We start from the raw sequence: 20,034 nt of genomic DNA, 5'->3' as shown, positions 1-20,034 counted from the left end.
TTATATAAGGTCATTCTTTCCTTTACGTGAAATTTCATTGATATACTATTGCAATTCTCTTCACCGTTTGATAGAATATCACTTGTTCTATGTTATGAATCGAGTCATTCGATTGCACCAGGGAGGTGAAAAGTATGGCAAACATCAAATCTGCTATCAAACGCGCTAAACTTAGCGAAGAGCGTCGTTCACATAACGCTTCTATCAAGTCTGACATGCGTTCTGCTGTTAAAACTGTAGAAGCTTTAGTTACTAATAACGATCTTGAAAATGCTAAAGAAGCTTTCAAAACTGCTTCTAAAAAACTTGACAAAGCAGCTCGTAAAGGTCTTATCCACCAAAACGCTGCAGCTCGTCAAAAATCTCGCTTAGCGAAACAAGTAAACGCGTAAGGCGTTTAAAAAACGATCCATTTGGGTCGTTTTTTTATATACAAAAAAGTTCACGTACTAAGTACATGAACTTTTTTGTATCACTACATATGATTTAACCGCATTAAGAAAAACTCGAGTACAAGCTTCTTATCCATCTTTCCCGTTTTCATACTATAATCAGCTTCCGCTAATTCTATAATGACTTTTTTTAATTCTTCAAAGGAGAAAAACTTCGTTTGATTCATCGCCAACTTTACACGATACGGATGCACACCAATATGAGACGCTATTTGATTTTGCCCATAACCACGTTGCTGTAACTCTTTCACTTGATGCAGCAAGCGGAATTGACTCACTAATAACGCAAGCAGTTTAATTGGTTCTTCCTGTTGCGTAAATAATCCATCCAAAATTTGCATCGCACCTGCGATATCTTTTTTCACCACTTTTTCTGTCAAAGCAAACACATTTTGCTCAACAGATTTCGGCACAAGCTCTGCAACAAGCTTCGGTGTAATCTCTCCGCCCATACCGACGTATAATGTTAACTTATCCATTTCCTTCGCTAACATCGTTACATTACTTCCCACAAGCTCTAACAACAAACTAACAGCTGCATTGTCAATGTGCACATGCACCTCATCTGCACGTGCAACAATCCATTTTTGAACATCCTGCACTTGCATCGCATTCGCTTCTACTATATCCGCTGTTTTCTTTAATAGTTTTGTAATTTTTTTACGTTCATCAAGCTTTTCGTAAGGCACAACAAAAACAAGAATAGAAAACGGAGAAGGTTCACCAATATATTCTTCTAAAATTTTTATATTTTGTTCTAACTTTTCTTTTTGTGAAGTTAAAAATAGTGGTGATTTTATTAATAACACTTTCCGTTCTCCAAAAAAAGGAAGCGTACGCGCATCCTCAACCACATCTTCTAAATACGCCTCTTCCAAATCGTATGTCACAACATTAAACTCTCGGTCTTCTTCTTCAAGCGCTTCTGTTGTAATAAGCTTTATCGTTTCATTTATAAAAAACGCTTCCGTTCCATATAGTAAATATAACGGAGCAAACTGCTTCTTTTTAATTTTTTTATGTATATCACTCATACTTTTTCCTACTCCCTAACTTGGCAATATATATTTATACTAATGCCCTAGCTTTTGTTTTACAAGTACAAAGGAACAGGCTGTATAAACCCGTCCCTTTATTTATATAAAACGCCACGCAATAAGTCCCGGGTTTCTTATTGGTGTGCGGTAATCACCTTCCCTTTATTATTCACAATAAAAATCCGAGTATAAGTGCCAACTGTTAACAAGCTTGGAAACGAAAAACTTACGTTAGTTAATGAACTAAAAAACAGTAAAAATACTCGATTCCTCTTCATGTGGAAATTGTAGATTTTTTTCTGACAATATTTTATACTAAAGTGGAATGTTGGGGAGGGATTCTAAATGAATAATTTTGAACAAAACGTTCAAAGTAAACGCAATGACGCTATTGATTCAGGAGTAGGATTTATCGTCTCATTTGGTTTTTTCGCAACACTTTTCATTATTGCAACTGTTATTAAATTTATCGGTTCTTAAAGGCTGCCACTTTATGGCAGTCTTTTCTTTTTCATCTACTATGTGTTTCATCATATGTCATTTTACTTTTAAAGGTTCCGTTTTCTCCTTTAAAAACATAGGAAATAGCACCTTGTTTATCCGTACGCCATATTTCAATGTCCATCTTCTCAAAACGCTCTATAATCTCCTTATGAGGGTGCCCATATCTATTGCGTTCTCCTACAGAAATAATCGCTACACTAGGCTGTATAAGGCTTAAAAAGGAGGATATAGACGACGTCTTACTCCCATGATGAGCAACCTTTAAAACATCCGCCCGCAATGCGGGATATTTTGATACTAAACGACTCTCTCCACCTTCTTCTAAATCTCCTGTAAACAACCACGTTACCCCTCCAAATTTCGCCCATATTACAATTGAGGAATCATTTTCATTAGATTCCTTTCCGTTTGGAGCTAACACAACAAATTCCGCTCCATTTACACTCCAACTTTCCCCTTCCTTCACTTTACTTATGTTCACTCTCTTTTCTAATGCCTTTTTCTTTAATACTTTTTCTAATACTGCATCTTGCTCCTTCTGGCCAAATACAACTTCCTTTACAGTAATAGATGATAATAAATCCAATGCGGCACCTATATGATCTGCATCCCCGTGCGTTACAATTAATTTGTCAATCGTTTTTATACCTTCCTTTTGTAAAAAAGGAACGAGAATATCGTGCCCAACAGAAAATTCATGTTTTTTCCGTTGCCATTCTTCTTTATTGAGTTGAAGCGTTCCACCTGTGTCAATAAGATAAACTCCTTTATCATATGGAAGGCGAATTAAGATTGCATCACCTTGTCCAACATCAATAAATGTAACGCTGCCACTTTCACGAAAATATGGATATACATAATGACATGTACAAACAAAAAGAAATACACCCACAACTATGAACATAATCCTTTTTGACATCCTCCTTTCCCAAACTATCAATACACTAACAATAATTACACAATATACCGCTACTAGAAGTATAGGTGTTTGCCCGAAAATAAGCCGGGTAAATAGTAAATTTTCACAGTAACTTAAAAAATCATTAGAAATACTCAAACCAATTGATAGTACATTCGCAAGTCCTTTTGCGAGAAATGGGATAATCGGCATACACATCAGAATAATAATGCTACACGGTAACACAATTATAGATAAAAACGGAACATATAGGAGATTGAGGAAAATACTATAGGGAGAAAAATAACCGAAGTGGTATAACAAAATCGGCGTACTAACGAGCTGTGAAATAATAGAAATGTAAATCGAATTTCGGATTACTCCATTACTACGACCTAGTAATATCGAAGCAGACAAAATTAAAGCGAAACTACCTACAAATGAAAATTGAAATCCAATATTAAAAACAAGATACGGATCGTATATAAGCATACATATAGCTGTTACACTTAAAGCGTCTAAGCTAGATAAACGAATAGAACACATGAAAGCAATCAACAACAAAACTCCTGTTATAGAAGCCCTTATTACAGACGGTGACGCCCCTGCTAAAATCATATACAAAGGAATACAGACGATAAGACAGACGGTCCCTACCTCCCTCGTCACACCACTTCTTAGCAAAACAAAGTACACGATCACCATTAACAATACAATGTGCGATCCCGAAATCGCCAACAAATGCACAAGGCCAAATTGTTGGTATTGCTCTTCAACTTCAAACGTCATTTGTTGTCTATCACCAAATAATAACGCATTCATAAAAGCACCTGATTGCTCAGGGAACATTTCTGTAACTTTTGAGATTGCTTGCTGTCTCAAAAGGAGAATCCATTGCATGAGTGACAATGATGTTTTATGACATTCAGAAATATATGTAGCATCAAATATGAAATGAATATTTTGCTTATATAAATAATCACGGTAATTAAAACCATGAAAATTCCTAGCTGTTTGCGGTTCTTTCCTCTCACCTTTGAATACACATGATACCCCTGCATATAATTGTTGCAATTGTTTCTTTTCCAAGGATGATTTAATTTTGTAACTTAACTGCACTAAATTTTTATGCTGATCCTCAATTTGAAATGATAGGCGATCTCCGTTAATAAGAGGTGTATTTTGTATCACCCCTCGTGTAACTTCGTAGAGCTCTCCTAGAGACTTATTTTGCCCCTGAACATATGAAGTGTACATAGCGCCACTAAAACACGCTACCATACAAAAAAAGAAGGTTTTACGCGAAGTACGATATAAACAAAATAAGACATAGAAAGCAAGACAACAAACAATCAAAAAAGACGACGTGGAAAAGGCAATTGCAATCCCCATTACAAACGAGATTGCAACATAGCCCCATTGTCCATTCAACTCATACTCACTCCTTATAGCATCATTTTTGCTTGCGTGAATACATGCTGTAATTCTTCCATCGATAAATTATCTTTTTCTAAAGATGCAAATAGTTCTTTCAAATCCATATGACGCTTTTGTTCCTCTAGTGCTGTAATATCATATTCCAGCGGAACGTGCTTCACCGTTACATTTGCTTGTTCAAATAACTCTACGGCATACGGATGGTTTTTATAATCCTGTGCATAATAAACTGCTGTAATACCACTTTGAATAATTGCCTTACAGCATTGTAAACAAGGGAAATGCGTAACGTAAATTTCCGCTTCCTCTGTTTTCGCTCCAAACTTTGCACATTGTAATAAAGCATTCATTTCTGCATGAATTGTACGAACACAATGATTATCAATTACGTAGCATCCATCATCTATACAATGTACGCCACCTTTAATTGAGCCATTATATCCACCAGCAATAATTCGTTTATCACGAACGATTGTCGCTCCTACCGCAAGCCTTGTACATGTACTACGTAAAGATAACAGATGGCTTTGCGTCATAAAATATTGATCCCATGAAATTCGTTCCATATTTTTCACCTTCTTTTTTGTCTACTTGTAGTGTAGCGAAAGAAGAAAAACTTCGTCAATCTTTTACGGAACAATAATTTGATCTTTTATTTTTTCTAGAGACTTCGCCCCAATTCCATCAATCTCTAATAAATCTTCTATTTTCTGAAACGGACCATGTTCCTCTCGGTATTTCAAAATACTTTCTGCTTTTCGAGAGCCAATGCCTGTGATTTTTTCGAGTTGCTCTTTAGAAGCTGCATTTATTTGAATTTTCCCCTCTTTTTTTGGAAAAGCAGCATCCTCCTGTACTTGCTCATTTTTATTCGGTACATAAAGGATCATTTGGTCTTGTACAATTTGTGCTAAATTCACCTTCTTCATATCTGCCTCTGGCAAAAAACCACCCGCCTTTTCAACTGCATCCTTGACTCGGTCCCCTTCTTTCATTTCATACACACCCTCTTTAACAATAGCCCCTTTCATATCAATGATTATTATTTTTTTCTGCTCCTTTGTATCCGGTATTTTCGGTTTACTTTTTTTCTCCACATTTTTCGCTTGCACATCCATTGTAATAGGCGATTGTTCTGCACTCTGGCTCGTTTTCCAAAAAACAAGAAAAAATAAAGCTCCAATAACAGCTACTAAACCCAACCATTTTTTCGGAAAATCCCACATCAAATTACACCTCTAATCATAAATTTATAACATCATTCATATTGTTTAGGAGAAAGCCGTTACGAAGGAGGGATGAAACATTGAACATAGGAATTATAGGGACAGGGAACATGGGGAATATACTAATCGACGCATTTTTAGAAACCCGTGCTGTCAAACCTTCGTGCCTTACAATCATTAATCGAACGCCCGCCAAAGCATATCATATAAAGGAAAAATACCCTTCTGTTCATATAGCCAAAACTATCGATGAGGTAATCGAACGATCACATCTTATTTTTATTTGCGTGAAACCGATAGATATATACCCTATCCTACAAAAATATGCTGACCATTTTTCTGATGAAAAGTGTTTAGTTTCTATCACAAGTCCAATATCTCCATCACAATTAGAGACACTTGTACCATGCCACGTCGCACGTATTATTCCGAGCATTACAAACCGTGCCTTATCTGGCGCATCACTATTTACATTCGGAAGTAAATGCTCTGAAGAGTGGCAACAAAAACTACTGCGTCTATTCAAAAACATTTCTACTCCCCTTGTAATAGAAGAAGATATAACACGCGTTTCATCTGATATAGCAAGCTGTGGCCCTGCATTCTTTAGTTATTTATTACAATGTTTCATTAATGCTGCTGTAGATAAAACAAATATTACGCATGAAGAAGCCACTACTTTAGTAAGTGAAATGGTCGTTGGAATGGGGAAATTACTTGAAAAAGAAATCTTCACATTACCTACTTTACAAGAAAAGGTATGTGTCAAAGGCGGCGTTACAGGAGAAGGTATTCGTGTTTTAGAAGAACATGTCGGAGATATGTTTCATAAATTAATCGAGCGGACACACGAGAAATTTGATGAAGATTTAAAATGCGTTGATCAACAATTCAATAAACACACATAATAAATACGTCACCAGCATTCCAAATCCTTTTTATCAATACTTATTTTTTATACTAAATTTTCACTTAAACTTGCATTTTCACACTTCACACATAGCATCTTTTTATTATTCTAGAACTAAAATAACATCTTTTTTACAAAACAAAAGCAACCTTCTCGGTTGCTTTTGTTTTATCTATTTTTCTTCGCCATGAAGAAAATACGCTCTGTTTGTTCTGTCACTTCGATTCGTTCGAAGTCACCAGTCACGCGAAGCACTGTAAATCCAGCTTCTTCAAGCCATTTCGTTAATTCTTCAACCTGATATGCACGTTGCATGTGACATTCGTCAAAACGATGGTATACATCTTCTTCTGGATCTTGAACAAAGAATGTTAAATCATGTTCTACACTATCTGGTTCTTCACCAGGGAAACAATTCCAAATAAGAGATATTTCTTCTCCATTCACTGTGTATGTTTCATTTTGAAATATATGATGTATTTTATATAGAGAATGTACATCAAATAAAAACAAACCATCTTGACGTAAATGGTGAAATACTCTTCTAAATGTTTCTTGCACTCCATCTTCTTGCAATACATAATTTAATGAATCACAAAAGATGGTTACACAGTCAAACTCACCTGGAACATCAAGCTCTCGCATGTCCTGTTGGTAAAAAGGAATAAAGTACCCTTCTCCTCCTAGTTTTTGCTGTGCGACAGTCAACATTTCTTCCGAAAGATCTACACCAATTAAGTCATAGCCTTTTCGCACAAGTGGAAGTGTTACGTTACCAGTTCCACATGCTACGTCAAGAATCTTTGCCTCTTTCATGGATGCCTGTTGCAAACTTTCTTCTGTGAATTCCACCCATTTATCATAAGGGACATCATTCATCAGTTCGTCATACAGCAAAGCAAATTGTTCGTATTTCATTGATCTAGCTCATCTGCGATATCTTCACGCGGTACATCGCCCCATAGACGCTCTAAGTTGTAGTGATTACGCTCATCTTTATGGAACACATGCGCAACTACATCACCAAGGTCCACTAACACCCAACGCGCTTCATCAAAACCTTCCATACGTTGCACGTTAATTTCGAACTCATGTGCCTTCGCTTTAATTTCACGTGCAATTGCTTGCACTTGCTTGTCCGAATTCCCGTGACAAATAATAAAATAGTCTGCAATTGGTGAGATACCTTGCATATTTAGTACAACCATATCTTCTGCTCTCTTATCATCAGCTGCTTTTGCCGCTAATACTAATAAATCTTTATCTTTCATTTAATAATTTCCTCCTTGATAACTGCATTGTATGTTTGGAATGTTAATGGATAAATCGTTTGATCTTTTTCCATTAAAAATTGAATTGTTCGTTTTAAAGCAAACAATAAAGCTTGATTTATATCTTTATATGCGAGTTCCCTCGCTTCTTCTACACCTGGAAACTTACGTCCTGGTTCAATGTAATCTGCTACATAAATAACTTTATCTAACATTGTCATTTTTTCATGACCACTTGTATGATATGTAATAGCTTGCAGAATTTCAGAATCAGTAATGCCTACTTCTTTTTCTACTAAGTATGCCCCCACAGGTGCATGCCATAACTCTTTGTTATAGTGAAGTAGATCCTTCGGCAAATCTTCTCTCTTAATAATCTCTTCCATTTCTGAAATCGCTCTACATTTTGCATAATCATGAAAGATAGCAGCTGTCTCTGCCTTTTTCTCATCTACACCATATAAACGAGCAAGTTCAATCGCTGTTTCCATTACACCAATCGTGTGTATATAACGTTTTTCATGCATTTGTTGTTTGACAATATTAAGTGCTTCCTCACGATTCATACAACCCATTCCTCTCGATATATACCTGTACTTTTTCAGGTAGCAAATATTTACATGTTTTCTTCTCTTTATATCTCTCACGTAATAAAGATGAAGAAACTGCAAACTCCGGAATTTCCACTTTTACGATATCATAAGGCGTATTCAATGTATAACCTGGTCTCGTAACTCCAACGAAAGTTACAAGTTTAAGTAACTTTTCAATGTTATACCACTTTGGCAAATACTCAACCATGTCTCCGCCAATAATAAAGTGGAACTGCACGTCCGAATACTTCTCCGTTAATTGTAACATAGTGTCATACGTATAAGATGGGCCTTCTCTGTTTAGCTCTTCTAAACAAATTGAAAAGTATGATTCTTCCTCAGTCGCCACTTGTAGCATATTTAATCGACTTTCCACACTCGTAATGTTACGGCCTTGTTTGTGCGGTGGAGTTTGGTTCGGCAAAAACCATACCTCTTCCAAACCTAAAGCATGGTACACTTCATTTGCAATTAACAAATGCCCATTGTGAGGTGGATCAAATGTGCCACCAATAATGCCAATTTTTCTCAAAAGAAACGCTCCTTCCTTTTACATACAGCAACTCTCCCCATAAACATTTGAAGAGAGTCTACTGTTAATAAAAGTCCAATTGGTTTCGCTCAATATATATTAAGCGTCAACTACGAAACAACTCACGTATACCGTTTATCGTGGAAGCTTAATTTGCTTATTTTCTCTTGATTCTTTGTATAAAACAATTGTGCTTCCGATTACTTGAACGATTTCAGCTCGTGCGCCTTGTGCAAGCTCTTCTGCAACTTCACGACGATCAAATTCACAGTTTTGTAATACGCTCACTTTAAATAGTTCACGAACTTCTAACGCTTCTCCAATTTGTTTCACCATATTCTCATTTACGCCGCCTTTTCCTACTTGAAAAATTGGTGTTAAATGATGTGCTTGTGCACGTAAAAATCTTTTTTGTTTTCCTGTTAACATATATGTTAGCCTCCAAGCTTTTTTATAACTAATTGTTTCATTCGATCAATATTTGGTATGCGTCCTGTCCACATTTCAAATGCAAGTGCCCCTTGATAAACAAACATATCAATACCATTTTGAATGATTGCACCTTGCTCTTTTGCCTCACATAAAATTCTCGTTTCAAATGGATTATAAATTATATCTGATACAATCGTTCCTTTTTTTAACGAACAAATGTGTAATGGTGTATGTTCAACGTGTGGATGCATGCCTATTGTTGTCGTCTGAATGATAATATCATAATTTCCTTGTTCCTCTGTTGCTTTTTCTAGCGATAAAGCAACAGAATTAACATTAGCCGTACATGCAGCAATAAGTTCTTTCGCCTTATCTACTGTACGATTGGCCACATCAATCTCTTTTACACCTACATCAGCAAGAGAAAAATAAATAGCTCGGCTAGCTCCACCTGCGCCAAGTAGCAAAATACGTTTCCCTTGAAGTGGTTCATTACTAATTGACTGTAATGCTCGAACAAAACCGATTCCATCTGTATTGTAGCCAATTAATTTTCCACCCTTATGAACCACTGTATTTACTGCACCAATTTGCCTTGCTAGCGGGTCAATCTCATCCAAATACTCCATAATAGCAACTTTGTGCGGAGTTGTTACATTAAATCCTGAAATACCTAATGCTTTTAAACCTCTTACTGCTTCCCCTAGCACTTCCTCTTCAACAAGGAATGCATGATAATGGGCATCCATATTCAAGTGTTCAAATGCATCATTATGCATAACGGGTGATAATGAATGTCCAATTGGATTTCCGATTACACCATATAATTGTTTCATAAATCCCTCTCCATATTAAATTAAAGATTTACGCAATGAAACACTTACTCCTTTTGGTACGTGTGCAACAATTTTCGCTCCTGGTTCGTTCACAGTAACCCATCCTAAGCCAGAGAATACAACATCCGTTTTTGGTTCACGAATATTAAACTCGTATTTCACTAGTTCAGGCATATTTGCTAATTCTTCTGGTGTTGGCGGGCTTAGTAAATCCCCAGCATGATTTTTATACAATTCATCTGCTTTTTCCAGCTTTGTACGATGGATTGTTAAACGATTCGAGAAGTGACAAGTAAACGCACGACGACCACCACTTACATAATCAAAACGTGCCAATCCACTAAAGAATAACGTTTGTTCTTCATTTAATTGGAACACCATCGGCTTAATCTCTTTTGTTGGTGTAATAAGCTTTAAGCTTTGTTTTCCAACATAATGAGCCATTTGATGATGGTTAATGATACCTGGCGTATCATATAAAGAAGATTCTTCGTCTAATGGAATATCAATTAAATCAAGTGTTGTTCCTGGGAAATGAGATGTTGTAATTACATTTTCAGTCTCATCACTAAATTCTTTAATCATACGATTAATAAATGTTGATTTCCCTACATTCGTACATCCAACAACATAAACATCTTTACCATCGCGATAATACTCAATAGCATCCGCAAGTTCAGCAATCCCTTGTCCCTTCGCTGCACTAATTAAAAAGACATCTTCTGGCTTTAATCCTAGCTGCTTTGCACTATAGCGCATCCAATGCTTTACTTTATCATCTTTTACTGACTTAGGAATTAAATCAGCTTTATTTCCAACAAGTAATACTTTATTATTTCCTACGAAACGATGTAAGCCAGGTAACCAGCTACCATTAAAATCAAAAATATCTACAATCTTAACTACTAGCGCATCCGATTTTCCAATTCCATTTAGAATACGTAGGAAGTCATCATCCGTTAATGATACATCTTGAATTTCATTGTAATGCTTCAAGCGAAAACAACGTTGACAAATTACTTGTTCTTTCTCTAAAGATGAAGTAGGAGCATACCCCACTTCGTTTTTATTTTCTGTTTGAATTTCTACACCGCAACCAATACATTTAATTGTTTCAGTCAAACTTTATTCCTCCCAGTTAATTAAACCTTTTTTCTTCATGTTTCTCATGATTCTGCGTTCAATTTTTCGATTAAAGCGCGTCACTAATCCGTCTGTTTGTGCTACCGGTACAACTAAAATTGTATGAAGTCCCACTCGATTTCCACCAAGCACATCCGTTAGTAACTGATCCCCAATTACTACAACTTCATCTGGTTGTAAACGCATCTCTTGTATCGCACGCTTAAATGCGCGAACAAATGGTTTACGCGCACTATGAATAAATGGAATACCTAATGGATCAGCAAAGTCTTTCACACGTTGCTCATTATTATTTGAAACGACCGTTACTTGGATGCCTTGCTCTTTCATTTCCAAAAACCACTTTTCTAGTTGTGGCGTTGCATTTGGACGATCCCATTCAATTAAAGTATTATCTAAATCAGTAATAACGCCTTTAATCCCACGTTTTTTCAAATCTTCTGGTTGAACATGATATACATTTTTCACGTATTCATTTGGTAAAAATAACTTCAATTTCTTTCACCTCTTTGAGGAGTTTTCATAAAATTTTTCGACAACATTTTTCGATATATAACCTGTGGATAAAATTGTACACATTTTCCACGTTAATTTTTCAGTTAATTTGGAATTTACTAACATTCTATTCACATTTTATCCACCTAGGCATGTGGATAACCCATCGTTTGTGACTGTCATATTTTTTTGGTACATTAAATGCAACAGCGAATCAATCCTTATATTATTAGGAGGTGACTCACCTTGAAAACAAAACATATGGAACAGTTATCTACTGAGTTACTCACTGAGTCTTATTATAAAGCAAAAGAACTAAAATTAAATCCCGACTTCATTTTACTTATAAAACAAGAAATAATTAGACGCTCATTAGAGGACAAGCTTGTCAAATCGTCTTAATTACATATAAACTACTGGCCGACCTGTAAAAAGAGCCATCCTACGATGGCTCTCGAATAAACAAGTACTCCCATCTAGGGGGCATCATTAAGCATCTTTGTCCATAACTCTTACTTACAGTTATAAAATCTTTCCTTTATTTATGAACTAATCGAGTAGCAATTTTTTCACCAAGACGAAGTTCTTGTCCACTTGTTAATTCCGGCACCACTTCTATCATATCTTTTTCAAACAATAACACAACTGTTGAACCAAATGTAAAGTATGCCATTTCTTCGCCTTTTTGAACAGTACTTCTTTCATGAAGGAGCTCAATACTATTCACAAACATAGCACCTACTTTTACAAGAGCCATATGTTCACCGTCACTATTCACTTCAGTAACAGAGCGATAATTTTTTGACAATGGTTCTTTTCCATATTCCATACCAGCTGCATTTACCGGATATGATTTTCTACCGAGTACAAATCTTTCAGTCACAGAACCAGAAAGCGGACTATGAATGCGATGATAGTGACTTGGGCTCAAATAAATGACCATATATGTACCGCCTGCATATCGCTTCGCGCGTTCTTCATTACCTAGCATATCCACAATTGAATAACGCTTGCCTTTAATATCAAATGTTTTTGTGTCCTCAATAGGACCATGATCAGCAAAAACACCATCAACAGGACTAACGATACTCGATGTATCTGTATCAACACTACGCTTTCCTTCTTTTAGCCTACGCGTAAATAATTCATGCAATGTTCTATATTCCTTTAAACCCTTTTCCATCTCATCTTGGTTAATTTGAAAAACTTTCGCATACGATGGAATAATGATCGAGCTCAAACGAGATTGTGCAAATTTACGTAATATATAAGAAGTAAAGCGACCATTTGTAAGTTCAATCATAAGTCGATATAATGTACGTCGCAAATTGCGAAACCTCCTAATCAGTCTATAACTTTAGTTTCCCCTTCTTTCCTTTCTATATCATATGGAAAATTGGTTCTTATTCCCACATATCAGATGAAAAACTAAGGTATGATATTATTCTTAAATTGTTTAGCACCTTCTAATATTACAGATAGAATCCGTCATTTTCAACAGTGAACATGTATTTCTTTCCTATCACAACTCGTTTTCTTCCCTTATTTACAAAAATAAAAGCAGCCAATTTTAAAATATGGCTGCTTGCAATACACATTATTCTTTTGCTTTTTTCTCTTTCTCTGCCCTTACAAATTCGTGGAACATTTTCATTAAAGCACGCTTTTCAATTCTTGATACATAGCTTCTTGAAATACCAAGCGCCTTCGCAATCTCCCGCTGCGTTTTTTCTTTATCAAGCCCAAGTCCAAAACGCTTTACGATAACTTCTTTCTCTCGTTCATCTAAAATATCGATATACTCTTTAATCTTTTCTAACTCCATACTAAGCTGAATCATATCAATTACATCTTCAGACTCTGATTTTAATATATCAATAAGCGATATTTCATTCCCCTCTTTGTCTTGCCCGATCGGATCATGAAGTGAAACGTCTTTTTTCGTTTTCTTTAGTACACGTAAATGCATCAAAATTTCATTTTCAATACAGCGTGCCGCATACGTCGCAAGCTTTGTTCCTTTCCCTGCTGAATAGCTTTCGATTGCTTTAATAAGCCCAATTGTGCCAATTGAAATTAAATCTTCTGCATCTTCACCGGTGTTCTCGAATTTTTTAACGATATGAGCTACAAGCCGTAAATTATGTTCAATTAAAAGATTTCTCGCTTGAGCATCACCTTGCTCCATTAACTCTAGGTACTTTCTCTCATCATCTGATGATAACGGCTGTGGAAACGCATTGTTCTTCACATAAGAAACAAAGACAAACACTTCTCGAACCATATATCCAATTGCGGCGAATAGACTCAAACCTTTCACCTCCGCCAAAATAGTGGTCTTTATTATGTGTATGTGGTCGTGGGGTTGTTTGTGTCTGTACAATGGAAATATGGAACCCTCAGACTATTAGAGAATTAAATAAACCATATTATTTGAATTATATTTTCGTTATATTATAATTTATAAAGAAATAAAAATTTGAAAGAGGTGTTTTTTATGCAATACTCAACCGTAAAAATAAGAAATTCTATCGTACTCATTTTATCATTCTTCCTACTTTCAGCTTGTGAACAACAAAATGGAAATACACAAAATGATAACACTAAGAAGGAAACTGTAACAATAAAAGATAATACAAACACTGAAAACGGGGACAAACCGGAAGAACAGGAAAAAGCTAAAGATCAAATAAAACCAGAAGAACAAGCAAAGCCTCAAGAACAGACAAAAATTAAAGAAAAGCAAGAAAACGCTACAAATATAAACATAACAGCAAGCAAGGCTAAAGAAATTCTTATTCAAAAATTTGGAACATTAAACGAAAATGAAGTTACATACAAGCTCCTACCTAGTGAAAACTCTGCAAAAAATAAAATTAATAATAAACCAGGTACTGATTACTATACTTTCATGCCTCAATTTGATAATCATAGTGCTGATTTCACCTTTTCTGTTCATAAACAAACAGGAGAAATTATTGTTAATTGGAGTGACGGTAGCACATTAACTGAATCAGAATTTAAAAACACGCTGGAAGCTCAACAAGTCAATAAACAAACAGGGAAACAATCGAATAAACCAGTAAACAACCAAACCGATATTACTGAATTCACAAGTGAAGATGCCATAAAAATCTTAGAAAAAAGAATGGGATCTCAAACAGCTCAACTTCACTATGGCGCTACAAATGAACCTATCGGTATAATCAACGGAATTAAACTATACGATGTCTTCTATGCACGTGGAGAGGGCGAACGTCAACGCGTTTACAACTTTGCAGTAGGTTCGGATGGAAATATATATGATTGGTATGAAGCTCAAAAAGGCGTACTTAAAATCCACTGATATTTCTACTTTATTCATATAACCAAAAGCCAATCGAGACTCTCGATTGGCTTTTAATAACACTATTCACTCCAAATTTTCTCCCCAGTATGCGCATCTATGTAACGAATCCCCTGTCTACAATCAACGGATTCTTTATGATCTTCATTCGTCGTTTGTTTATAAATCAGCTCGTATTTTGTTTCCTCTGCATCATTATCTAAATACCATTTTAATTTCACTCGGATGGCCTCTTTGTATGTTTCTAACGCTTTTTCTTTTGTTACTTTTGGTGTTGTTTCATATGTAAGTAATTCTTTTATAAATTTGCTAGACTCTCCAGAGTAGTGCATCACTGCACCATTTTCTGCATTGATGTTGATCATAATATATTTCCGCTCTACATGAATGTTATTTACATACATTGAAAAGGAAAACCTCTCTATCCCCTCTTCCTCTTCATAGTCATCCCAAAGCTGAATATACTTTGTCGCATCTGGGATAGTATACTCTAAAAATTGAAGTGCTTTGCTTAAACATTGCTCTCTTGATAAGATTGTTCTTCTTTTTTTCTCATCCTTCCACATAAAAAAAGAAAGTAATTGATTTGTTTCTTTATCTAGAGTAATTACAACAAATTCATCATGCTTCAGCATTGGAAAATGTTTTTTATAGAACTCATCCATTGAATATGAATCCTGCTCTTCTATTTCTTTTTGTAATTCTTCTTTTAATACAAATTTTATCCGCACTTCATCCTCATCTACTTTTTCATCTGATTTTACAAATTTCTCCTTGTCCCAATCAAATAAATCAAGCACATCTTTTTTAGGACTACTCTTTAACGGTTTATCGACAAGTACTGTAGAAGGTAATTTATAATGTTCTGGCCCATATAAATCTTTACCTGTACTTGCATTAATAAACGCATGACTAGGTGCTGGTTCATATACAAGATGATGCCCTTTTATTTCCTCACCATTTTCATATTTACATGAAGAATATGTTAAATCTACAAATACAAGTCTCATATCTTGTCTAGCTTTCAAACTTTCTAAAACGATGTTCTCCTCAACAATTTCACTTGGCCATAACGGTTTTTTCTCTATCGCTTTTTGTCCATTATAATGGAAATTCACAACATTCCCTGAAGGATGGACTCGTACAACACATCCCGTATTCGGCAATGGATAGCCATTCACTTCTTGCATATAATTTACTTCTTTCCAGCCACGCCTGTCGCCCTTAACCTTCACATATGTATAAAATTCTAATCCTTCTTGCACATATTTCTTTATAAATACATTTGCAATTTCTCTTGCCTTATTCTCCTCTATCGCTGCCTTACCACTTGAAAAATAATTTTCATCACCTATCCTAAATTCAATTAAATTACCGGTATGTCTATTCAGCGTAATCTGTACCGTTTTCTCCTCAGCCTCTTTATGCTCCCACCATAATAGATGATGAGGATCATCCACTCCTTCTTGATCATCTACAACAAGCTTATATTCATCTGGAATTTCAATAATATGAGCCACTTGTTCTTTTCTTTCATTATCTTTTTGATTCATTCTACCTCTCCTCTATTACAATTTAAGGTAATTATAACAAACAAAACCAATACACATTAATAAAAAAAGACTAGAGAAATCTCTAGTCTTCTACTTCGTTTCACGATGTAACGTAACTCGCTTTAATCGTGGACAATATTTTTTTAGTTCGATGCGTTCTGGATTGTTTCGCTTATTTTTTTTAGAAATGTAATTACGATCACCGCACTCCGTACAAGCTAATGTAATATTTACACGCATATGTAATTCTCCTTTCTTTCAAAGATTACAACTAAAACGTAATGATTACGATTTAAATATTATACAACTTCACTTAATTTGTCAATTGCAAACAAAAGACAAAAAACTGAAACAATTAGTTCATACGAAATTCACACGAATCTATTACTATAGAAATTGTACATAGTGAACTTATTAACAATCACGTTTATTCATATAGAATCTTACTAGAAAGGAGTTGATAGTATGAAAACTAAATATCGTTTTATGATTTCATCATTTGCTGCTTGTGCTTATATGATTTGGTGTTTAGTATAATAACAACCTCACTTGTAAATAGGAAAAGGTGTGTATATAAATGGACTATAATCAATCAACAGTTAACTACTGGAAAGCTTTTGTATTACCGTATACATTTGCTTTAGAAGAGTTAAAAACTAAATTTGAAATTATGAACCGGGAAGCTCAATTTCTAGAGGATTACAACCCGTTTGAACATATAAAAACTAGACTAAAACAACCTGCAAGTATTATTAAAAAACTAGAGCGTAAAAACTTATCACCAACAGTTGAAAATGCTCAAACACAGTTACAAGATATTATTGGTATTCGTATTACATGTTGCTTCGTAGAAGATATCTATCATTTAAAAGAAGTAATTGAAAATCGTGAGGATATGGAAGTCGTAGACGTAAAAGATTATATTGCTAATCCAAAAGGAAACGGATATAAAAGTTTGCACATGATTATTAAATATCCTTTATCACTAAATTCTGGTACAAAAGATGTATTTGCAGAAATTCAGTTACGTACACTTGCGATGGACTTTTGGGCAAGTTTAGAACATAAACTTTATTATAAATATGAAGGCAATATACCTGAGTATTTAAAAGAAGAGCTCCATGATGCAGCAATGAAAGCTGAAGATCTTGACAATAAAATGGCAACAATTCGCCAAGATATTGATGACATTGAAGCATGCTCAAATCAAATTATGTTACCACTATAAAAAGGTTCTCTCCTATGAGAACCTTTTTATTTCTTTTCAATCGTGCGAACCTCTTCGATTTTCCATTTATCCTCTTCTTTTCCAAGCGCATACTGTACTTTCTTCTGAAGAGTGACATCCCCATCTGTCTCCTTTTCTTTCGTTTCAACAATAACATATCCTGCGTTACTAGCCTTCATATCTAAATGTTCCAATTCAATTTTCTTATTCCCCTTTTGAAAAGCAGCTTCCTTTTGTGTTTTTAAGTCTTCAGCACTAGGCATTTTCTTTGAAAATAACTCCATATGTTCAGCAAGATTTTTCTCATTCGTCGTCCGTACAAATGTTTCAATAACTGCTTGAATGGATTTCTCTTCTTCTGTTGTTATATGTGCCTTTTCCTCAGTTTTTTTAGTAGTAGGTTTTTGTTCTATATTATTCTCGTCGGGTTGACATCCAACTAGCAATACTACAAATACTAGAAGAAATCTTAATTTCCTAAATTGTTCTTTCATATTTCCATCTCCTAAAAAGAAAAGTGAGGCATTTTGCCTCACTTTCGCTCTTAATTAGCGTCTTCCTTTATTCGGATCGCCACCGCCAACAATATCGAATACACGTTTTGCTATATTTGTATTCTCTTGAACACCAGAGAATAAGTATTTACCTGGTCCAAATGCATACACGTTTACATCTTCACCTGTATGTCCACCAGTTGTCCAGCCTGTAACCGAGCGCTTATTGAAAATATCTTCAATCGCATTATCAATCTTTGTTACATCTTTTGATGGAGCTATATCATTTACCGCTTTAATTTCTTCTGGTGTTAATTGTAAATCAATATATTTTTTCAATGTTTCTTCTACATTTGCACCTTTTGCAATCTCATTTGCCATAAAGTCTGGTGTGCGTTTTGCAGCTTTAATTGGATCTACTTTAAAGTTATATTCACCATTTGCACCTAGAGATAACCCACCTGTAGCGTGGTCTGCAGTTGCAACAACTAATGTATTTTTATCTTTTTTTGCAAACTCAATCGCTGCTTTGAAAGCTTTTTCGAAGTCTTCCATTTCACTCATTGCACCAACGATATCATTATCATGTCCAGCCCAGTCAATTTGACTTCCTTCAACCATTAAGAAGAAACCATTTTTATTTTTGTTCAAACGCTCAATTGCTGCATTTGTCATTTCTTCTAATGAAGGTGTTTTCTCATTACGGTCAATCATTTTATCTAATCCGCCTGGTGCAAATAACCCGAGAATTTGATCATTCTTATCATTTAACAATTGATCTCGATCTGTTACATAGCTATAACCAGATTTCTGAAATTCTTCTGTAAGATTGCGATCTTTTCTAACAAAGTTATTTACACCGCCGCCAAGCATAACATCTACTTTATGCTTCCCTTTAATTTTCTCATCAAAATAATCATTTGCAATTGCGTCCATATTTTTACGGCTAATGTCATGCGCACCGAAAGCTGCTGGTGTTGCATGCGTAATTTCAGAAGTCGCTACTAATCCTGTTGATTTTCCTTTTTCTTTCGCTTGCTCGAGAACAGTTTTCACTTCCGCTTTATCGTTATCAACCGCAATTGCCGCGTTATATGTTTTAATCCCTGCAGACATAGCTGTTGCTGCTGATGCAGAGTCCGTAATATTTTCATGTTCATCTTCTGGATATGTTTTTTGTGTTCCTACAAGATGCTTATCAAATTCTGTAGATTCCATCTCGAATGTTTTTGGATTATCTTTCATATAACGATGAGCCGTCATATATGAAGGCCCCATACCGTCCCCAATTAATACGATAACATTTTTAATCTTTGCATTGTTGCCGTTCTCATCTGCATTAACCTCACTAGAACGAGTAAAATTCCATGTTGCTACCGAAGTAACTGCTAATGATGCAACAACTGCAAATGGCCATGCTTTTTTTACAAACTTTTTCACTGTCTTGTCCCCCTAATTAGGTTATTCATTTCCCACTATCAAATTTAATAGAAGACTATTAAGAGAAAATTGGTTATATGTAAATTTTTTGTTAAGTTATGTAAATATCAGTTATAATTTGTATAACTTTGTCTTTTCATATCAAGCTTCATTGCCTTTACAAATTACATATAAACAAGTTGGATTTCATATAACGTAAATCTCGTA

Annotated in this window: 24 protein-coding genes; 6 read left to right on the top strand and 18 right to left on the bottom strand. The window is 35.2% G+C overall.

Annotation, left to right across the window (positions count from 1 at the left end; translation table 11 throughout):
• Nucleotides 1–134 precede the first annotated feature (134 nt).
• Nucleotides 135–392, top strand: coding sequence for a 30S ribosomal protein S20 (gene rpsT / locus COC96_RS16250; RefSeq protein ID WP_001274014.1), 258 nt, complete (start codon nucleotides 135–137; stop codon nucleotides 390–392).
• An 83-nt stretch (nucleotides 393–475) separates the two neighbouring features.
• Here rpsT and holA read toward each other — a convergent pair whose 3' ends face one another.
• On the bottom strand, nucleotides 476–1,486 hold the full coding sequence (holA, locus tag COC96_RS16245; protein WP_097906192.1) for a DNA polymerase III subunit delta: 1,011 nt from the start codon (nucleotides 1,484–1,486) through the stop codon (nucleotides 476–478).
• A gap of 348 nt (nucleotides 1,487–1,834) precedes the next feature.
• Here holA and COC96_RS16240 point away from each other — a divergent pair, with 348 nt between their 5' ends.
• Nucleotides 1,835–1,969 (top strand): YqzM family protein, encoded by a 135-nt coding sequence (locus COC96_RS16240; RefSeq protein ID WP_001058627.1) that lies wholly within the window; start codon nucleotides 1,835–1,837, stop codon nucleotides 1,967–1,969.
• Between the two features lie 31 nt (nucleotides 1,970–2,000).
• Here COC96_RS16240 and COC96_RS16235 read toward each other — a convergent pair whose 3' ends face one another.
• From COC96_RS16235 to COC96_RS16225, 3 genes are all read right to left on the bottom strand, one after another.
• Complete coding sequence (locus COC96_RS16235; RefSeq protein WP_098769056.1) at nucleotides 2,001–4,322, bottom strand: DNA internalization-related competence protein ComEC/Rec2; 2,322 nt, start codon at nucleotides 4,320–4,322, stop codon at nucleotides 2,001–2,003.
• A gap of 14 nt (nucleotides 4,323–4,336) precedes the next feature.
• Nucleotides 4,337–4,894, bottom strand: coding sequence for a ComE operon protein 2 (locus COC96_RS16230; RefSeq protein ID WP_098268146.1), 558 nt, complete (start codon nucleotides 4,892–4,894; stop codon nucleotides 4,337–4,339).
• A 63-nt stretch (nucleotides 4,895–4,957) separates the two neighbouring features.
• The gene (locus tag COC96_RS16225; RefSeq protein WP_098268147.1) at nucleotides 4,958–5,557 is read right to left on the bottom strand and encodes a helix-hairpin-helix domain-containing protein; all 600 of its coding nucleotides are present in this window, start codon (nucleotides 5,555–5,557) and stop codon (nucleotides 4,958–4,960) included.
• A gap of 77 nt (nucleotides 5,558–5,634) precedes the next feature.
• Between COC96_RS16225 and comER the strand changes: the two genes are divergently transcribed.
• Nucleotides 5,635–6,462: a late competence protein ComER gene (gene comER / locus COC96_RS16220; RefSeq protein WP_097906195.1), complete on the top strand. Its 828-nt coding sequence runs from the start codon at nucleotides 5,635–5,637 to the stop codon at nucleotides 6,460–6,462.
• A gap of 170 nt (nucleotides 6,463–6,632) precedes the next feature.
• Here comER and COC96_RS16215 read toward each other — a convergent pair whose 3' ends face one another.
• From COC96_RS16215 to COC96_RS16180, 8 genes are all read right to left on the bottom strand, one after another.
• Nucleotides 6,633–7,382 carry a class I SAM-dependent methyltransferase gene (locus COC96_RS16215; protein ID WP_098268148.1) on the bottom strand — a complete coding sequence of 250 codons (750 nt, stop codon included), beginning with the start codon at nucleotides 7,380–7,382 and terminating at the stop codon, nucleotides 6,633–6,635.
• The gene (gene rsfS, locus COC96_RS16210) at nucleotides 7,379–7,735 is read right to left on the bottom strand and encodes a ribosome silencing factor (RefSeq protein WP_097906197.1); all 357 of its coding nucleotides are present in this window, start codon (nucleotides 7,733–7,735) and stop codon (nucleotides 7,379–7,381) included. Before rsfS ends, COC96_RS16215 begins: the two co-directional genes overlap by 4 nt.
• On the bottom strand, nucleotides 7,732–8,301 hold the full coding sequence (gene yqeK / locus COC96_RS16205; protein ID WP_097906198.1) for a bis(5'-nucleosyl)-tetraphosphatase (symmetrical) YqeK: 570 nt from the start codon (nucleotides 8,299–8,301) through the stop codon (nucleotides 7,732–7,734). The genes rsfS and yqeK overlap by 4 nt, the downstream gene beginning before the upstream one ends.
• Nucleotides 8,291–8,860 (bottom strand): nicotinate-nucleotide adenylyltransferase, encoded by a 570-nt coding sequence (locus tag COC96_RS16200; RefSeq protein WP_097906199.1) that lies wholly within the window; start codon nucleotides 8,858–8,860, stop codon nucleotides 8,291–8,293. Before COC96_RS16200 ends, yqeK begins: the two co-directional genes overlap by 11 nt.
• Before the next feature lie 135 nt (nucleotides 8,861–8,995).
• Complete coding sequence (yhbY, locus tag COC96_RS16195; RefSeq protein ID WP_000955228.1) at nucleotides 8,996–9,289, bottom strand: ribosome assembly RNA-binding protein YhbY; 294 nt, start codon at nucleotides 9,287–9,289, stop codon at nucleotides 8,996–8,998.
• 5 nt (nucleotides 9,290–9,294) lie between these two features.
• Nucleotides 9,295–10,128 (bottom strand): shikimate dehydrogenase, encoded by an 834-nt coding sequence (gene aroE, locus COC96_RS16190; RefSeq protein ID WP_097906200.1) that lies wholly within the window; start codon nucleotides 10,126–10,128, stop codon nucleotides 9,295–9,297.
• Nucleotides 10,129–10,143: 15 nt separating this feature from the next.
• A complete protein-coding gene (gene yqeH, locus COC96_RS16185; RefSeq protein ID WP_000140805.1) occupies nucleotides 10,144–11,250 on the bottom strand; it encodes a ribosome biogenesis GTPase YqeH in 1,107 nt (368 codons plus the stop codon).
• Between the two features lie 3 nt (nucleotides 11,251–11,253).
• Nucleotides 11,254–11,766, bottom strand: a complete 513-nt coding sequence (locus tag COC96_RS16180; RefSeq protein ID WP_097906201.1) for a YqeG family HAD IIIA-type phosphatase — start codon at nucleotides 11,764–11,766, stop codon at nucleotides 11,254–11,256.
• A 246-nt stretch (nucleotides 11,767–12,012) separates the two neighbouring features.
• Here COC96_RS16180 and COC96_RS16175 point away from each other — a divergent pair, with 246 nt between their 5' ends.
• Complete coding sequence (locus tag COC96_RS16175) at nucleotides 12,013–12,168, top strand: sporulation histidine kinase inhibitor Sda (protein WP_000850094.1); 156 nt, start codon at nucleotides 12,013–12,015, stop codon at nucleotides 12,166–12,168.
• 136 nt (nucleotides 12,169–12,304) lie between these two features.
• On the opposite strand, the gene COC96_RS16170 is transcribed toward COC96_RS16175, so the two are convergent.
• Nucleotides 12,305–13,093, bottom strand: a complete 789-nt coding sequence (locus COC96_RS16170) for a phosphatidylserine decarboxylase (protein WP_098268150.1) — start codon at nucleotides 13,091–13,093, stop codon at nucleotides 12,305–12,307.
• Between the two features lie 270 nt (nucleotides 13,094–13,363).
• The gene (gene sigK / locus COC96_RS16165) at nucleotides 13,364–14,077 is read right to left on the bottom strand and encodes an RNA polymerase sporulation sigma factor SigK (protein WP_000051382.1); all 714 of its coding nucleotides are present in this window, start codon (nucleotides 14,075–14,077) and stop codon (nucleotides 13,364–13,366) included.
• 186 nt (nucleotides 14,078–14,263) lie between these two features.
• On the opposite strand from sigK, the gene COC96_RS16160 reads away from it, so the two are divergent.
• A complete protein-coding gene (locus COC96_RS16160) occupies nucleotides 14,264–15,112 on the top strand; it encodes a hypothetical protein (RefSeq protein WP_098268151.1) in 849 nt (282 codons plus the stop codon).
• A 62-nt stretch (nucleotides 15,113–15,174) separates the two neighbouring features.
• On the opposite strand, the gene COC96_RS16155 is transcribed toward COC96_RS16160, so the two are convergent.
• Together COC96_RS16155 and rpmG are read right to left on the bottom strand one after the other, a co-directional pair.
• The gene (locus COC96_RS16155) at nucleotides 15,175–16,665 is read right to left on the bottom strand and encodes a YcdB/YcdC domain-containing protein (protein ID WP_098769055.1); all 1,491 of its coding nucleotides are present in this window, start codon (nucleotides 16,663–16,665) and stop codon (nucleotides 15,175–15,177) included.
• Between the two features lie 90 nt (nucleotides 16,666–16,755).
• On the bottom strand, nucleotides 16,756–16,905 hold the full coding sequence (gene rpmG / locus COC96_RS16150; RefSeq protein ID WP_001265617.1) for a 50S ribosomal protein L33: 150 nt from the start codon (nucleotides 16,903–16,905) through the stop codon (nucleotides 16,756–16,758).
• 337 nt (nucleotides 16,906–17,242) lie between these two features.
• On the opposite strand from rpmG, the gene COC96_RS16145 reads away from it, so the two are divergent.
• Nucleotides 17,243–17,893, top strand: coding sequence for a GTP pyrophosphokinase (locus tag COC96_RS16145; protein WP_098268153.1), 651 nt, complete (start codon nucleotides 17,243–17,245; stop codon nucleotides 17,891–17,893).
• Nucleotides 17,894–17,919: 26 nt separating this feature from the next.
• Here the strand turns inward: COC96_RS16145 and COC96_RS16140 are convergent, their stop codons facing one another.
• Entirely contained in the window at nucleotides 17,920–18,387 is a 468-nt protein-coding gene (locus tag COC96_RS16140; protein WP_098268154.1) for a hypothetical protein, read from the bottom strand.
• Nucleotides 18,388–18,441: 54 nt separating this feature from the next.
• Nucleotides 18,442–19,827: an alkaline phosphatase gene (locus COC96_RS16135; protein ID WP_098268155.1), complete on the bottom strand. Its 1,386-nt coding sequence runs from the start codon at nucleotides 19,825–19,827 to the stop codon at nucleotides 18,442–18,444.
• Between the last annotated feature and the right edge of the window lie 207 nt (nucleotides 19,828–20,034).

This window comes from Bacillus cereus (assembly GCF_002577405.1).
Classification (GTDB): Bacteria; Bacillota; Bacilli; order Bacillales; family Bacillaceae_G; genus Bacillus_A; species Bacillus_A cereus_AU.
Note: the sequence above shows the minus strand (reverse complement) of the source record. Positions and strands in the feature narration are given on the sequence as shown.

Bases quoted from the DNA above. Each gene is read 5' to 3' on its own strand.
- COC96_RS16240 (WP_001058627.1), top strand. From the start codon at position 1,835: ATGAATAATTTTGAACAAAACGTTCAAAGTAAACGCAATGACGCTATT.
- holA (WP_097906192.1), bottom strand. From the start codon at position 1,486: ATGAGTGATATACATAAAAAAATTAAAAAGAAGCAGTTTGCTCCGTTA.
- aroE (WP_097906200.1), bottom strand. From the start codon at position 10,128: ATGAAACAATTATATGGTGTAATCGGAAATCCAATTGGACATTCATTA.
- COC96_RS16155 (WP_098769055.1), bottom strand. From the start codon at position 16,665: ATGAATCAAAAAGATAATGAAAGAAAAGAACAAGTGGCTCATATTATT.
- COC96_RS16215 (WP_098268148.1), bottom strand. From the start codon at position 7,382: ATGAAATACGAACAATTTGCTTTGCTGTATGACGAACTGATGAATGAT.
- COC96_RS16140 (WP_098268154.1), bottom strand. From the start codon at position 18,387: ATGAAAGAACAATTTAGGAAATTAAGATTTCTTCTAGTATTTGTAGTA.
- COC96_RS16145 (WP_098268153.1), top strand. From the start codon at position 17,243: ATGGACTATAATCAATCAACAGTTAACTACTGGAAAGCTTTTGTATTA.
- rsfS (WP_097906197.1), bottom strand. From the start codon at position 7,735: ATGAAAGATAAAGATTTATTAGTATTAGCGGCAAAAGCAGCTGATGAT.
- yqeK (WP_097906198.1), bottom strand. From the start codon at position 8,301: ATGAATCGTGAGGAAGCACTTAATATTGTCAAACAACAAATGCATGAA.
- COC96_RS16230 (WP_098268146.1), bottom strand. From the start codon at position 4,894: ATGGAACGAATTTCATGGGATCAATATTTTATGACGCAAAGCCATCTG.
- yhbY (WP_000955228.1), bottom strand. From the start codon at position 9,289: ATGTTAACAGGAAAACAAAAAAGATTTTTACGTGCACAAGCACATCAT.
- rpmG (WP_001265617.1), bottom strand. From the start codon at position 16,905: ATGCGTGTAAATATTACATTAGCTTGTACGGAGTGCGGTGATCGTAAT.
- COC96_RS16160 (WP_098268151.1), top strand. From the start codon at position 14,264: ATGCAATACTCAACCGTAAAAATAAGAAATTCTATCGTACTCATTTTA.
- rpsT (WP_001274014.1), top strand. From the start codon at position 135: ATGGCAAACATCAAATCTGCTATCAAACGCGCTAAACTTAGCGAAGAG.